Origin of the sequence: Nostoc sp. NMS2, from assembly GCF_017115105.1 — a bacterium.
GTDB lineage: Bacteria > Cyanobacteriota > Cyanobacteriia > Cyanobacteriales > Nostocaceae > Nostoc.
Genome location: NZ_JABXKH010000064.1, coordinates 119,286 through 134,479 on the forward strand (window position 1 = coordinate 119,286; position 15,194 = coordinate 134,479).

A 15,194-nucleotide genomic window follows, 5' to 3' on the forward strand; every position below is an offset into this window, starting at 1 on the left:
AATTATGTGCGATTCTTTGATGAATTTGTAGGTATGGTATTCTGTATTCTGACTCCTTTTGATCGCAAAAATATTCGGCACAAACCCAGATGGCTATTGTGGCAACAAGTCTTCTAAAGCGGCTCCGACAACTCGGTGATCCTCATCCTGTCTAAGTTGGTTTAGGGCTGCTTTTGCTTCCGGCTCGTCAAAGCGTTTGAGGGCATAGCTAACTCGCACGCGCATTCGCCAAGATTCATCATTCACTAACGTTAGTATTTGGGATAATGCCGCAGTCTGTTGGCTAGAATTAGCTAGTAAGCCGAGTCCATCAACACAGGATTCCTGAACTGTGAAATCTTCATCTTTTAAACCTTGAACGCAGATATCAAATAGTTCTTCAGGACAATCCATTTCAGCGATCGCAGCTAAAATGCTCCGCTTAACTAGCCAGTGGTCATCCTGATAAAATGCCATAACTAGATGAGAAACCGCGACTCTACCAAATAGCGATAAAGAATTTGCCGCCTCTGCTCGCACATTAGGGGTATCATCAAATTTCATAATTTGCATCAAAGCAGCAAAGGATTCTGCTGATTGTTGATTACCCAAACCCCTAGCTACAAAAGAACGCACCAAAAATTCTGAGTCATGAAGTTTACTTGTTAAGAGAGGAACTGCAACTTCTGATTCATAATCATTGAGGGCTGCGATCGCCTTCAAACGATGGTGAAAATCTGGGTTCTTCAGTTCAGTTTGGATTTGATGAATTTCCATAGGTGCATTTGGTAGAGCTATCTTTACTTTATTTTACAGATGTCAAAAAATAGCGATCGCATTTGGGAAGATTTAACCAAGGGCAGGGGGGAAAGACTTACTACAACTTCTTCTCTGTTCCCAATGCCCAATACTTCGACTTCGCTCAGTACAAGTGCCCAATTCCCAATTCCCAAAGCCAATGACTCAATTAAGCGAAACCGTCAAAGAATTAATCGCCAAAGCTAGAATTATCAGCTTTGCTGAGTGGGAACAGTCTCATTCCAAAGTAGCAATTGCCATATTCCAAGCTGCGGATGATGCTTTCCGCTATCTGAACGACGAAGATTTATTGCAGATTACAACCTTGTCACCCGATAATTCTGAATTGATTCCTGTTGCTGTATTGTTACGCGATCGCGCCGCCGAAATTGTTGATGAAGCTAGAGAGCAGGTTTTGACGACCTATCCTGAAATTATCCAGCCTGGAGGTGGCCTTTATCCGCCTGAACGCGCCCAAGCTTGCTGGCGAGATTTTTGGCATTTTCTTCGCTGCATTACTTATGGCATCGCAGGTGGGCACGCTGAGTATACAAATCCCACAGGACTGCACTATATGAATTTACTCTATCAGGAATTACAAGTTCCATTAGATGCAATGCTCTTAGGCTTAAAAAGCATTAAAGCTGCTAGTTTGAAACGTTGCCCAGCCAATCAGCAAGAAATTCTTAATCCCTACTTTGACCATTTAATCACCCAACTGGCTACTTTCCAAATTCGGTAAGGTAAGTGAGTGTGAATAATTCAAGGTTTGTAGTCACGGCTATATCTGCTTACCAAGAGCCAATTTAATTAAATTTACATTACGTAACATAGTTTGATTTATTCTTGCCCACTTACCAAGATTAACTTTAGTGACTCAGCACGATAAATACTCTTGCTCAAGGGAAAACAACAATCCGATCGCCTGCATCCCAATCGCAAATCAAATACTAAAAACAAGCTTAAATTTCTCTAAAGCATTATCTAACTTAATAAAAATTAATAAATATGGTTTCAGCATCGTATCAAAATATGTAAAGGTATTTGATGATGTAAAAACTTAAATAATCAAGACTAATAAGGATTTGAAGTCTCTATGACCTTTCCTTTGTCACAAAGATGTAAAGTTTTTTTAACATCTGCTGAATTCCTTCTCATAAAATTTAGTTGTTAAATGTGGGAGATAGTTTGAATAGCTTTTAGACCAGCATCACGATTAGGGTTTGCTCAATTCTGCCGTCAGTTGTCATATACAAAGATATCTAACGCACTTTAAAAAAATAAAGTTTTACAAATGCTAGTCAGTAGCAAAAATAACTGACAGCTGAGGCGAAATTCCACGCCCATAAGGGGTAGGATGCTCAAAAATTCCATTTAATTTACGTTTTTAGGGAGATACTTCAATGTCACTATGGGCTATTGATTCACCTAATGTTGAACTGCGTCCGAACACCAGCGAAAGTGAATTACAAACACTGATTCGGGCAGTTTACAAACAGGTTTTGGGGAATGCTCACTTGCTAGAAAGTGAGCGCCTAGCTACTGCCGAATCGCAATTGCGCGATCGCAAAATCAGCGTCCGCGAATTCGTCAACACCGTTGCGAAATCAGAACTCTATCAATCCCTGTTTTTCAGTTCTTCTTCCCAATATCGGTTCATTGAACTGAACTTCAAACACTTGCTAGGTCGTCCTCCTGCCGATCAAGCAGAAATTGCCGAACACGTCCGCATCTACAACGAACAAGGCTACGATGCTGAAATCGAATCCTATATCGATAGCGAAGAGTATCAGCAGAATTTTGGCGAGAATATTGTTCCTTATCCTCGCAGCACTAGCTCCCAAATAGGAATTAAGAACGTTACCTTTAACCGCACCTTTACCTTATTGAGAGGAGTAGCAAGCAGCGATAGCGATCGCAAAGCCAAACTGATCCGTGATATAGGCGCAAATTTACCCACATCTATCAAGGCTCCTGCTGCTGGTTCTAGTGTAAACAGCACCAGCAAACGCTTCTTGATTAAGGCAGTCAAAGGTTCAAATAATCTCCGTACTCGTCTGGGCAACCTTGAATATGTAGTTAACTACAACCAACTGTCTGGGCAAGTGCAAAACATTCATAGAACGGGCGGCAAAATCATCAGTATCACTGAAGTTGCTTAAGTAGGTGAGTGGGGAGTAGGACTGGGGGGAGAATCTCCTGTACAGACGCGATTAATCGCGTCTCTCCTAACTCCCAACTCAGTCAAGGAAGCTAGTATATAACTGGGAGAATAACTATTTAGCTAAGATATCTCTTGGATTGTAAGCTACTTTTTAAAATCACTTTTCTAATGGAAATTACTGAATTCTTTGAACTTTCAATTGGACAATGGCGATCGCAACGTAGCGGTCATCATTTAGCATTCGCTCACTTTGAACAAGTGCTGTCTAACATTGACATCGAGTCTCTATCCACCGACGATCCGGCGGTACTAGCAATTTGTCAATTGTATGACACTGACCCCGGCAGTATCACTCACCCCTTTCGGATGACTTGGAAAGGTGAGTCAGACTGGGACGATAAACCAATCTCTGGTAGCACCGTGCTAGTGCCAATTCCAGATATAGAAAATCCTTCTAAAGGAAAACTCTTACGCGATCGAGGATACGCTGAGACAATCCCAGCAGTGGGTAAATACCACTTAAGTGAAGATGGTATTTTTACCCTGCTGACAGAATATGAACACGCTGCTGCTGAAGAGCGAATTTGGTTTGCCACACCAAATCTGCGATTTCGGGTAGCGACAATTAAAACCAGTGATGGTAAAGGCGTGACAACAGCTTCCTTTTCTTCAGAGATTCGCTCTTTGTCTAGTTCAACCAGTTAGTAATATTCAGGTTAAAACATAGAAGGAATCATCTGGTTTTGTCACTACTGAGGTTGAATTATGACAATAGCACCCAGTGAATCTAGCACCAACGCTAGTGATTTGCTCACCTTAGCCTGTTGGATGGCAGGAGATTTTAGCAACTACAAGCAATCTTTTGCAAATCCCCAACTTTACGCCCACATTCACATTTTTTTCCGTCCTTTACCGATTGAATTTTTTTCTGCCATCGGTTTTTATTCAGAACAAGCTTACGATCACGATTTATGGACACCCTATCGCCAGGGAGTACATAAACTGGTAGATTGTGGCGATCGCATTTATATCGAAAATTACAGCTTGAAAGACCAGATGCTTTATGCAGGTGCGGCTCGTGAATTAGATATCCTCAAAACCATCACCCCAGAGAGCATCGAACGGCGTTATAACTGTTCGATGGTTTTTATGCGAGAGGGTGAAATGTTTCGGGGTAGCGTGGAACCAGGCAATCAATGTCTGATTAACCGCAATGGATGCCAGACATATCTAGTCAGCGACGTAGAAATAACCGAGGATACTTGGATAAGTCTAGATAAAGGTATAGATATTGAAACCCACAAGCAGATATGGGGATCAACTGCTGGCCCTTTGCGATTTGAAAAACGAGAAAGTTTTGCTGATGAATTACTTGCAGTGAGAGCATTATGTTGATTCAGCTTGAATCTGTTAAATATAAAATGTTACCTCCACAGGCTGAAAAAAAGATGCGCTGTTGGATTCGTAGTCGCCACTTGATTTGTTCAGGTAACTTTTTTATATTCGAGACATTAGAATATACGACCATTGAAAGATTCTCTGAATGTGTCGCTTCTTTAGGAGGAACAGTAATATCCGTTGACCCCATTAATAAAATCTGGATGGGCGATCATCGCCAAGTAATTTTATATCAGGCCAAAGCTAGTTTACATACTCCTCATCATACTTTGAAACAATACTGGATAAAATACGGTGGTTTCTACACTAGATTTGATGAGCGTGCTTAGAGTGACTTTCCCTCGAAAATCCTTCTGAAGTTTTGAATTTTAAATACTCCCCAAAGGGATTGACGGCTAATTGTTAATGTTTAATTGCTAATTATTTACTATGATTAGCTGTTACTTATTAACAGTTAGCCGTCTAAGTTTGTTAGAAATACATACTATACAAAATAATCCAATACTGCGTAGATTTTGCCTAAAAAATAAATTTTTCTTAATCATTTTTTGATGATAAATAAACCTGCACTGTAGGCAATACGGTTCGGTTAACGTTCTAATACAGCACTTACGGCAGCTATGAGGTACATTCCCAAATCTGAAAGCTTTGATAGGAGAGGGCAAGGAAAAAAACTGTATTGCATAATAGCCGGAAGCGCTGTATAGCGTTTCCTAATCATACAAGGTACATCATAGTCCCCTCTCGAAGAGCGGGGTTGGGGGTGGGGTTCTCGCTTGAGTAAGGCACAAGAACCCCACCCCAATCCCCCTTAAAAAGTGGGGCTTTTAACCCTCTTTTACCCCCTTTTTAAGGGGGTCGCCGCAGGCGGGGGGATCTTAATCGAACCGGATTGCCCCTACAGCGTCTATTTGCGTGGTTTTCGTAAATTATTATACAATATAGATAAAACTACATTATTTGAGTAACTATTAATTTTTCCTCAGAGTAAAATTTATAGCCGACAAAAACATTTAAGTACAGAGAAAATAATATTTGTCCTTGATTGATAAGTATTTGGCAATTTGGCAGCCAGTGATTAGAGTATTTTGATATATTGCAGAAATTACCAAGATGTTTTTACTTATTATACAGAAGACGGGCTAACGCCCGTCTTTTTTGTTGTTAATTATTTGGCATTTTGACATTACATGATAATTAAGCTGTGATATATTAGCTAGAATGCAAATGATTAAAACATTAAGAATAAGCTCAACTAGCATTCTTTTTGTTCATATTATTTGTTCGTCTTACAACCTATTAAGTTTTATTTGTGCTGTTTTTTGCAGAGTCCAAGGTGTATTGCCACTTTCAAGCTATTTAGACGGGATGATTTATCCCGTCTTTTATTTTGCTTACTAGTTGGAAAAATCGCTTTCATGCAAGTTTTGGATGTAAAAATATTTTTAGTTGTTTTACTATCTTTAATATCTAAATTAATCTGCCATAGTCTCTAGCATTTGGCAGATTAATTTTTTATTTGAGGTATTCAATGATACTAGAAAAATATCCTATCAGGTTTGAGGATATTTGCACACATCCTATAGGAAGATGCCCTATGAATATAATAATGAGTAAATTAATTCGGGATGTTGTTATGCACTGGATTTATATAGAGGTTTGGCTCACCGCCAAACCTTTTTTATATCTCCAAAACTTACGCAAAAATCGCCAAAAAGTTTAATTTATCAGACGGACTTCTCGTCTGATATGCTGTAAGCTCTATAATGTTTGTCTGCAAGCAAAATTAAAAACTAAAAGTACTCCTCAGAATGCCAATGGTAACTGAGTCACTATCTGGTGTATTACCAGGCTCCAAGATATGAATTATTCCTGGTGTAATGCTAATGTTATCTGTTAGCTGGAAACGATAAAATGCCTCAATTTGAGTAGTAGTCCCTGGTTGTCCACCTGCACGTCCTAAACCGGTATTAATAAAATCAGGGACATTATTCCCCACAGGTAGGTCGCTACTGGTGATTTTAGGAGGTTGACCGACATAAATTCCCCCCAAATTTCCTTTGGCAAATAAATCAGGAAAATTCATAAACACCATATAATTCGTCGTTTCTACATTTCCCGATTGCCCAGGAATATAAGATTTAGTATAACCACCCCACGCACCTGCGCTAATGCGGGGTGAAATTTGCCAAGTGACAGTCGCACCCACGGCATTAGTTTGCAAAGGTGCTGATTTTCCGGTAGTGGTATTAACTGTAGTTAAGCATTCATCACCAACAAAGGTTAGCAAACAACCATCCGAAGCATAATTGTTGACGTAATACAAACTTAAATCTAGAGTATCAGTTGGTGTCAGCAGCAATTGCACACCAGTAGTTGTGGTTCCATCAAATAAACCGCTACCTTTACCGGGATTTCCTGGTTGATAACTAGTATAAATTGCCTGCAAACTAGCGCGTTTAGCAAATTGCCAATCAATGGCTATACCACCGTGACCGTATCCCATATTTAAAATTGGGTTTCTTTGGGCAAAATAAGACAGAGGCCCTGTTGCAGCACTTTCTACCCGATTAGGGCCTCGGAAAGCAGCAGGCATACTTACACCTTCTGTTCCCACCATCACTGCTAATTTATCTGTCACCAGCCAATGAAAATTGAGGTCACTTACAATCAAGCTATCTGTAGGAAATTCGTAGCCAAGTAAAACATCATTTCGGGAAACACTATTGGTAAATCTAGGCGTAGTTTTTCCTTTACCATCTATAAGACCTGTAAACAAGTAACTACGGGGAGTAATTTGACTAGTCAAATATAGTTGCGCCAGGGATATGACATTGGTGTTTGTCCCAGCATCATCTGTATCTTTTTGTCCATCTCTAGGGTTCACATCACCACGATTGCTAGTCCGTCCTTGAATACCAACTATTAGTAGTCCACTGAGTTTGGTTGTTGTTGAGAATTTATTGGCTTCAAGTTCGCCAGTTTTGGCTTCTAAACTATCGACACGACCCCGCAAAGTTGCTAATTCCGGGGCAAATTCTGACTGCAATTTTTGTAATCTTGCTAAATCTTCGCGGGTGACTAAATCGCTGGTGGCTGTAGTGATTAATTCGTTGACTCTATCTAAACAAGCATTCACCCCGGCGGCGAATTCATACCGAGTTAAGGCGCGATTACCGCGATAGCTACTATCTGGATAGCCTGCTATACAACCATAGCGTTCTACCAAAGACTGTAATGCTTGGAATGCCCAATCGTTGGGTTGTACGTCTTTGAGTTGAGAAACCGATGTAACTTGCGCCATCGAATCTTCAGGGGAGAGGGGAGGAGAATTTAAGTCTATACTCTCCTGGGCTTGTGTAGTTTCTGTATTGATGTATTCTTGTGCTGATACTTTTTGTCCAACTCCATTTACTCCCGCAATTAGCAACCATGCGAGTATCCAGGTTTGGCGATGACTGTGGCTAACAAGTATACTTTTCAACTTTTTACACTCTTCACATACTTAAGTGAAGAGTGTATTCGCTATTGTCTAACGTTCACCTGGGAAAATTTACGGATTTTGTCCAAAATTAGACTTAATCTTTCTGGGCAACTTCTAAAAGGACGAGTATAACAGGGTATTGGGGACTGGGGACTAGTACCGCTTCGCGTAATTCGTAATTCGTAATTCGTAATTACGTTTTGTGACGGGGATTTAGCTTAGGTGTTCAATTCGTTCTGCCTTTAGAGCCAGGGGACTTAAATCCCCAAACTTAGTTAAAAATTGAGGATTGGGAATTGAGAAAACTCTTTCCTAGTTCCCAGTACCTAGTACAGTACGGCGGAAATAAACAGACCATTTAAAATGTCTAAAACCGTTACGCAACGGGAATTACGAATTACGAATTACGAATTATTTAATCCCCAATCTATGGCAAATCGTCCACGCAAGCTGACACCAAAAGCCTCTAAACAAAATAAACCTCATACAGGTGTGATGAAACGCATCGCTAAAAAACCCCAGAAAAAGCTAAAAGGGGGAAGTTGGTTTTCGTCAACGTTAGCGATGCCTACGGTGGCAAGCTACGCAATTTTGTTGAGTAGTGCTAGTCTAATTATGGTTTTCGCCTGGATTAGCGTTCTCTTCATCTTCAATCCAGACCAGGTAAGCTGGCTAAATAAAATTTTACCTGCATGGGCACAAATCCCCCTTGGGAACCACGAACGCCCCAAAACTCTCAAACAAATTAAACTCGATTTGAGTCAAAAAAACCAAATATTTGGCGAAACTCTGCCTTTAAGTCAAGATGCGAAAGACTCTTTTTTACTGCCAGTTTTGCAACAGCGTGCTAATTGTCAATCTGATTGTCAAAAACTTGTCGAACTCAGGGTTTACGAGCTATCACAAGAGTTAGAGTTTAAATCTCAGTCAGAAAATTACTACTATCTAGCCACTCAATTACCTGTAACTGGGCCAGAGGAATCCTCTGTGATTTCACCCTCACTTGATGAGACATCAGAACCCCAAGATATCAGTATTCCCCTTCCTTTAACTGAAGTGCAACGCTTTGACGGTGGGACACCATCATCAGGGGTTTGGTTTAATTTGCGGGGTCATCGCCAACAAGGTACTGGTGCTTATGGTGAAGTTGTATACTACAATCCACAACGCACCAATTTACTACAAATGTTGTCTTGGACAAGTCCCAACGGACAATTACCCAGATGGCAGCAGGTAACTGGTGATGGTACAAAAGAGTTAGTTGTCGATCAAACTATAGGTTTAGAACCGCATTTACAGGTTTACCAAGTCAAGCCTGTGAAGTTATTTCTCAAACCAATTGAATTAGAGGCGATTACCCTCAAATCAGCACCCCTCAAAGATTCTGCATACCAAAACGCCTTGTCAATTGCCCGTAGTGGACTATGGACACCAGCTTTTGAATGGTTGAAATTTATCAAGAAACAGCGCAAAGGAGTTTTTCCAGAGGTGGCGCAAGCGCAAATGGATTTGATTCGCTTGCATTCGCAACTTACTAAAACCCAAGCCCAGAAAAAATGGGCAAGTCCTAGTCAAGAAGTGCTAGCAGACTTGATTGATGGTCGCTGGGGGAAAGCATTACAGGTGTTTGAAGCGTCGCCACATAATGCCCAAGAAATTGCGACTCTACTCAAAGCCGATAAAAAACGGTTGTGGAATCGCACAGCCGCAGCGTTGCGGGTGAACCCAAATAGACTAGATGTGCAAGCTTGGTTCGCTTTGATTTTGGCAGTTCAGCAGGGAAAAGAACACGCTAATTCCTGGTTAAAGACGCAACCAAAAATTACAAAAGATAATCTTGCTTATATTCAAGGTCTGTTAGCAAGACTCAATGGTGAGGGTGCAAAGTCGCAAATATCTTCTACTCACCCTAGCCAGATTGTTGGTACAGTGCAACCAATTACTCAAGTTACTAGTAGCGAGTGGCTGCAACCAAATTCCTCAGCAGAATTGAAACTCACTGATAATCAAGTTTGGTATCAGGTAGAGGTGAGTGCATTTAATGACGGTAAAAGCTGGCTAAATTCCCCCTTTGAGAATTTGCACCCACCCAAAACTGCCGCCGCCCAATTTTTCTGGAAAACTTTGGGAATCACTTCTGACCCGGAAATCCAGATTATAGTCTGGTTGCCAAATGGAGAACAAAAAATTACTATAGCCGCTATCAAAGCAGTACAACTACAGGGTAAAGTTTTGCGCCTATTGGCTGCGGGCCCAAAAATTCCAGAGAATCAAAACGATGTTCTCCAACCCAAACCTCTAGCTTTGACAAATGCAGCACTGGAATGGGTACAACCATCTCCCATCACTCTCCAAGAACTGCATCAACAAAATCCCCAAGGGGTGAAGGTAATATTATCGAGTGTGTGGCAATCTTTACAGCAATCTGGTGAAGTTGCGGCTGGTGCTATTCCTACCTTTGAGCAGATGCAGGGAAAGTTGGGTGATTGGCCCGTTCAAGTGATTGATTTAACAAATAACGCTAAACCAGAAATAATACTGACTATCTCAGCAGCAGCAATCGCATCTTTGAATCAGTCTTCACCTGAAATTCAGGCGGAAAATACAGAGCAACGCCGCGACCGGACTATAATTTTGTCTGATAGCAACGAAGTCATTTACACTGATTTTACAATAAATGACTTACAAAGACTCTCTGCGATCGCCAAGCTTTCAGACGTGCAATCTTTAGCTTTATTAGTAGAAAATGCTCATAACTACAGTTTGAGGCGCTGGTCAGAGAAAAATCAGCGCTTTGAATAGCACGCCCCCTAATCAAATTTAAATTAAAGAGGCACTGGCGTAGGCGTAGCCCGTCGTAGACATCGCTATCTCCAAAATTAACGTGCTAATTTTAGATTTTGGATTTGGTTTTCGGTTCAAGCCCCGCACGCCACTTGCTCATCTTGGCTGCGAGCCAAGACCGCAGCGGCTCCCCTTGTGGTCGGAACAAATCTAAAAATCCCCAAGCCTTGCATCCTTGTGGTCAGGGTCAATCCAAAATCGCAAACTTGTACTGAGTGCAGTCGAAGTATCTAAAATCCAAAATTGATTGACTTATTCTTTTTGGTTAGTTTCGGCTAGACGTTGGTTCTTCAGGTTTTCCAACTGCTGCAACAGAGAGTCTACTTCTGCTTGTAAATGCATAAATTTAGCTTGCTGATCGTCTTGATAATAAGACTTGGTTAGCTTACTGACCCAGTTAGCCTGGGACTCGCGATCGGAAACACTAGATAAACAAGTAGGCATCGCTAATTAAATCCACAATTTAACTCACACCATTAGAAATATTATAATAATGCTCTTCTAAGCTTTATTAAAATATTGTATATTTTTCATCAATTACTCTAATGGATTTTAGGTTCAATCATAAGAGACGGTGATCGTAATGGCTGTGTTCCAAAGAAAACATCACCCTAAGTGTGCAAAGCTTCCGCCCACTTGACGATACTTAGCAATACTTAAATTGATAGCCTATCAATTATGGTTGTATGAATTATTATCGCCGTTTTTGGGGAATTTACGCACGAATTATATGTAGACTATATCAAGAATTCTGCTAAATTATGAAAATTGAGGACTTACGCTGCAGAGATTCCCCCAATCTCTTTAAAAATATACCTTTTTAACATCCACTCTTTTTGGCAGTAGTCTTTGGGCAAGGACTCGCCCAAGACTACTGCCAAGGAGAGACAGCGCATTGCCTATTTAACTGGTATTCTAAATAAAAATGGCAAGTGAAACACCTGCACCACAAAAAATAATATTCTATAAGTAATATTCTTTTGGAACTAAAGGGCTGGGACAGGGCAAAGAAAAATTCACTTTCTTCCTCTTCCGTTTCGATCTGCCACTTTCTCTAAAATATCGAATCCAAAACATTAAGAAATTTTAAATCCTGTGACTTTGAGCCTGTCTGTTGCTAAATCTCATCGCCAACCCTGGCCCGGACTGATAGAAGCCTATCGCCAATACTTGCCTGTCAGTGAAAAAACCCCAGTCGTCACTCTTTTGGAGGGCAACACACCTCTAATACCAGTGCCAGCGATCGCAGAACGTATTGGCAGACAAGTACGGGTTTTTGTAAAATATGATGGTTTAAATCCTACCGGCAGCTTCAAAGACCGGGGGATGACTATGGCAATTTCTAAGGCCAAGGAAGCAGGAGCAAAAGCAGTAATTTGTGCCAGCACGGGTAACACCTCAGCCGCCGCCGCCGCTTATGCAAGGCGTGGGGGAATGAATGCCTTTGTATTAATTCCTGACGGTTATGTAGCCCTGGGCAAATTAGCCCAAGCATTACTTTACGGTGCAGAAGTATTGGCAATTAAAGGTAATTTTGACCAAGCGCTAGAAATTGTCCGCGAAATGGCCGAAAGCTATCCGGTCACTTTGGTTAATTCGGTCAATCCCTACCGCCTAGAAGGGCAGAAAACAGGAGCCTTTGAAATCGTCGATGCGCTGGGTGATGCCCCAGACTGGCTATGTATCCCCGTAGGTAATGCAGGAAACATCACAGCATATTGGATGGGCTTTTGTCAATATCATCAAGATGGAAAGTGCGATCGCTTACCCCGAATGATGGGATTCCAAGCCGCAGGTGCAGCCCCATTAGTACACGGTCAGCCCGTGGCGCATCCTGAAACCCTAGCGACAGCAATTCGCATTGGCAACCCTGCTAGCTGGGAATTAGCGATCGCAGCCCAAACCGCAAGTCAGGGAAATTTCCATGCCGTTACCGATGCAGAAATTCTTGATGCTTATCGACTTTTAGCATCATCAGAAGGTATCTTCTGCGAACCTGCTAGCGCCGCTTCTGTAGCTGGGTTATTGCAGGTAAAAGACCAAATTCCTACAGGGGCGACAGTGGTTTGTGTCCTCACAGGCAATGGTCTAAAAGACCCAGATACAGCCATTAAACACAATCACAGTCAATTTAAACAGGGGATTGCAGCAGAATTGGGCGCAGTCGCCGAAGCAATGGGATTTTAAGCAGCCTGGAAATACAAGCGATCGTAATATCTAATTGGAAAATTGCGTAGGCAAAGCCTACCGGAGGTATCGCAGCCAAGATTTTTCAGTCTGACTAGTGTAAAAATAACCCCAAATTGCAAAATGTTTGCGATAGATGAATTCAGACTAAGCAAGATGCAGCCAGGCAATCCCCAATCCAAAATCGTTCGACTGAGCGAAGTCGAAGTCTAAAATTTAAAATCCAAAATGGTATAATCCTAAAGAATTTTTAATCAACTGGTTGATCATTTTAATAATCACCAACAAAGAAAATGATACAAGCCCCTAAATTTATTTATGGGGATTAAAAATTATTGAATTTTGAATTTGGAGCGAAGCAACGTGACTCATTCTACTGATATTGCTACCTTAGCCCAATGGATGTCAGCTGACTTTAGTAATCAAGAACAAGCTTTTGAAAATCCACCTTTTTATGCTCACATTCGCGTATGTATCCGTCCCCTTCCCTTGGAATTGTTCTCAGGGGTAAGTTTGTTTCTTGAACAAGCTTATGATTTTATGCTCAATCAACCCTACCGGATGCGAGTAATGAAGTTGATTCCGGTAGAAAATCATATTATTATTGAACACTACACCCTTAAAGAAGAACAAAAGTTTTACGGCGCATCTCGTGAACCTGAACGTTTAAAAGTTTTATCCATTGACCAATTGGAAAAAATGTCAGGTTGCAACATGGTCGTAGAGTGGACAGGTAATAGCTTTAAAGGCAGGGTTGAACCTGGTAAAGGCTGCATTGTAGTTCGTGACGGCAAAAATACTTATTTAGATAACGAATTTGAGATTGACGCTAAAGAATTTTTCAGCCTCGACCGGGGAAGAGATTTAGACACTGATGAGCGTCTCTGGGGTTCCATCGCCGGCCCATTTCACTTTGTCCGATGGGCTAATTTTGCCGATGAAGTTAAGCTAATTAACGCGCTAGATGCTCAAAGTTAGCCGCTTGTGGGTAGATGTTCATCAACATCTATTTCACGACATCCCACTTACAACTGTTAATTTATTTATTGACATTCTTAAAAATGGTGTCAAATAGGGGGTCTGGAACACGCTCCTAGCAAGGAAGCATGGGTTAAGGTATGCTAAATTATCACTGCGTCATGATGACAGAAGTTTGGATTAGCGATCGCTAATCCAGATATAACGAGAACCTGGACGACGATGCAAGATTAAAAGACTACCAGAAACATCCAGTTAACCCACTATCTCTACCTCACAATCTTGTGCTACTATCATTAGACTGATGCTATTGCCTGCTTAACATATCAATTGGTAGGCAAAAAAGACTTTATAGTGTCGATGTGGCGGCATAGCCAAGTGGTAAGGCAGAGGTCTGCAAAACCTCCACCGACGGTTCAAATCCGTCTGCCGCCTTTTAACTCATTATTTCTCACTAACCCTTGCAAAACAAGGGTTATGCCGTAAATTAATAGCAATTCAAAAGCAACCCAAACTGTCAATTGGCGTAAAACTGGGGTACTAAAGAAGCGTCAAAATATACCTAATTGTGTCAGAATACATCAAAGTATGCCAATTGAGTAGTTACAATTTTAGTCACAATTTTGGATAGCAGAATAGACGAGGCAAACGACAAGCTTCGAGCAGCAAATACCAAGGTATCAATCGAGCGGAGGGGAAACAGGCTTTGGCTGAGGGCAACCCTACCTTCAAAACCCCACATCAAAAAGCAGCAGCCGTACAGCCGCGAAAATTGCCCAGTGACAAACTGATTGCCGAGTTTCGGGAAAATATCAAAAGTCAGTCGTGGCAGTGGCTGTATGGGATGATTGCCACCTATGGACTGCGATCGTCGATCCAGTGAATGCCCTCCTTCCACTCACCGGATTTAATTCGGCGCAAAATGCTACTGCGGCTGTAGCCTTTGCCAAGCTTCTCATGCGCTTGCTCTATAGTGACTAGCTGTGTTGGGTCGATGTTCAGACTATTCAGCCGCTTGTTCACGAGAGTTCAACTCCTGCTGTGCTACACAAATCAAGTCTTTCAGGTCGTCTACGGCAAGTTTCTGCAAATCAATTTGGGTTAACAAATCTATCGCCTTAACACGGGGTGCGATCGCACTTGACTATCCCAGCCGGTCGGCTGTTCTCTGTCCCGTCGCCAGAAGTCATGTAAATTAAGTATTGTTCCCAAGAAAGGAGTTTTACAGGAACATTACGGGTCATTCGTCGTGCTATTCCTAAATTTCAACATTTGCAACCAGAAGAATTCCCCCTTTTTTGGATTGGTTAACCCTAGAGATTCTGGATACATTATTACCCGAACAAATTCGCCGTAATAATC

The 15,194-nt window shown here is 41.4% G+C and carries 15 protein-coding genes and 1 tRNA gene; 11 read left to right on the top strand and 5 right to left on the bottom strand.

Annotated features, from left to right (window positions below):
* Positions 1–93: 93 nt before the first annotated feature.
* Positions 94–756, bottom strand: a complete 663-nt coding sequence (locus HWQ36_RS13050; protein ID WP_292703029.1) for a HEAT repeat domain-containing protein — start codon at positions 754–756, stop codon at positions 94–96.
* A gap of 181 nt (positions 757–937) precedes the next feature.
* Here HWQ36_RS13050 and HWQ36_RS13055 point away from each other — a divergent pair, with 181 nt between their 5' ends.
* The 6 genes from HWQ36_RS13055 (at position 938) to HWQ36_RS13080 (ending at position 6,062) form a co-directional block, all read left to right on the top strand.
* Positions 938–1,519 carry a phycobilisome protein gene (locus tag HWQ36_RS13055; protein WP_292703032.1) on the top strand — a complete coding sequence of 194 codons (582 nt, stop codon included), beginning with the start codon at positions 938–940 and terminating at the stop codon, positions 1,517–1,519.
* A gap of 661 nt (positions 1,520–2,180) precedes the next feature.
* Positions 2,181–2,939 carry a phycobilisome rod-core linker polypeptide gene (locus tag HWQ36_RS13060; protein ID WP_292703035.1) on the top strand — a complete coding sequence of 253 codons (759 nt, stop codon included), beginning with the start codon at positions 2,181–2,183 and terminating at the stop codon, positions 2,937–2,939.
* 170 nt (positions 2,940–3,109) lie between these two features.
* Positions 3,110–3,646, top strand: coding sequence for a phycobiliprotein lyase (locus HWQ36_RS13065; RefSeq protein ID WP_292703038.1), 537 nt, complete (start codon positions 3,110–3,112; stop codon positions 3,644–3,646).
* Positions 3,647–3,706: 60 nt separating this feature from the next.
* The gene (locus HWQ36_RS13070) at positions 3,707–4,336 is read left to right on the top strand and encodes a chromophore lyase CpcT/CpeT (RefSeq protein ID WP_292703041.1); all 630 of its coding nucleotides are present in this window, start codon (positions 3,707–3,709) and stop codon (positions 4,334–4,336) included.
* Entirely contained in the window at positions 4,330–4,668 is a 339-nt protein-coding gene (locus HWQ36_RS13075; RefSeq protein WP_292703044.1) for a CpeR family transcriptional regulator, read from the top strand. The genes HWQ36_RS13070 and HWQ36_RS13075 overlap by 7 nt, the downstream gene beginning before the upstream one ends.
* A gap of 1,268 nt (positions 4,669–5,936) precedes the next feature.
* On the top strand, positions 5,937–6,062 hold the full coding sequence (locus HWQ36_RS13080; RefSeq protein ID WP_292703047.1) for a hypothetical protein: 126 nt from the start codon (positions 5,937–5,939) through the stop codon (positions 6,060–6,062).
* A gap of 63 nt (positions 6,063–6,125) precedes the next feature.
* Here HWQ36_RS13080 and HWQ36_RS13085 read toward each other — a convergent pair whose 3' ends face one another.
* A complete protein-coding gene (locus HWQ36_RS13085) occupies positions 6,126–7,823 on the bottom strand; it encodes an iron uptake porin (protein WP_292703049.1) in 1,698 nt (565 codons plus the stop codon).
* A gap of 429 nt (positions 7,824–8,252) precedes the next feature.
* Between HWQ36_RS13085 and HWQ36_RS13090 the strand changes: the two genes are divergently transcribed.
* On the top strand, positions 8,253–10,625 hold the full coding sequence (locus tag HWQ36_RS13090; RefSeq protein ID WP_292703109.1) for a hypothetical protein: 2,373 nt from the start codon (positions 8,253–8,255) through the stop codon (positions 10,623–10,625).
* A gap of 294 nt (positions 10,626–10,919) precedes the next feature.
* On the opposite strand, the gene HWQ36_RS13095 is transcribed toward HWQ36_RS13090, so the two are convergent.
* The gene (locus HWQ36_RS13095; RefSeq protein ID WP_012407519.1) at positions 10,920–11,111 is read right to left on the bottom strand and encodes a hypothetical protein; all 192 of its coding nucleotides are present in this window, start codon (positions 11,109–11,111) and stop codon (positions 10,920–10,922) included.
* 651 nt (positions 11,112–11,762) lie between these two features.
* Here HWQ36_RS13095 and thrC point away from each other — a divergent pair.
* The 4 genes from thrC (at position 11,763) to HWQ36_RS13115 (ending at position 14,715) form a co-directional block, all read left to right on the top strand.
* A complete protein-coding gene (thrC, locus tag HWQ36_RS13100; protein ID WP_012407520.1) occupies positions 11,763–12,854 on the top strand; it encodes a threonine synthase in 1,092 nt (363 codons plus the stop codon).
* Positions 12,855–13,217: 363 nt separating this feature from the next.
* A complete protein-coding gene (locus tag HWQ36_RS13105) occupies positions 13,218–13,832 on the top strand; it encodes a chromophore lyase CpcT/CpeT (RefSeq protein WP_292703058.1) in 615 nt (204 codons plus the stop codon).
* A gap of 364 nt (positions 13,833–14,196) precedes the next feature.
* Positions 14,197–14,267: transfer RNA gene (locus tag HWQ36_RS13110), tRNA-Cys, on the top strand.
* A 271-nt stretch (positions 14,268–14,538) separates the two neighbouring features.
* Positions 14,539–14,715 carry a hypothetical protein gene (locus HWQ36_RS13115; RefSeq protein WP_292703060.1) on the top strand — a complete coding sequence of 59 codons (177 nt, stop codon included), beginning with the start codon at positions 14,539–14,541 and terminating at the stop codon, positions 14,713–14,715.
* On the opposite strand, the gene HWQ36_RS13120 is transcribed toward HWQ36_RS13115, so the two are convergent.
* Together HWQ36_RS13120 and HWQ36_RS13125 are read right to left on the bottom strand one after the other, a co-directional pair.
* On the bottom strand, positions 14,688–14,855 hold the full coding sequence (locus HWQ36_RS13120; protein WP_292703064.1) for a hypothetical protein: 168 nt from the start codon (positions 14,853–14,855) through the stop codon (positions 14,688–14,690). The two genes, HWQ36_RS13115 and HWQ36_RS13120, sit on opposite strands and share 28 nt — an antisense overlap.
* 95 nt (positions 14,856–14,950) lie before the next feature.
* A complete protein-coding gene (locus HWQ36_RS13125; RefSeq protein ID WP_292703066.1) occupies positions 14,951–15,076 on the bottom strand; it encodes a hypothetical protein in 126 nt (41 codons plus the stop codon).
* Positions 15,077–15,194: the final 118 nt, after the last annotated feature.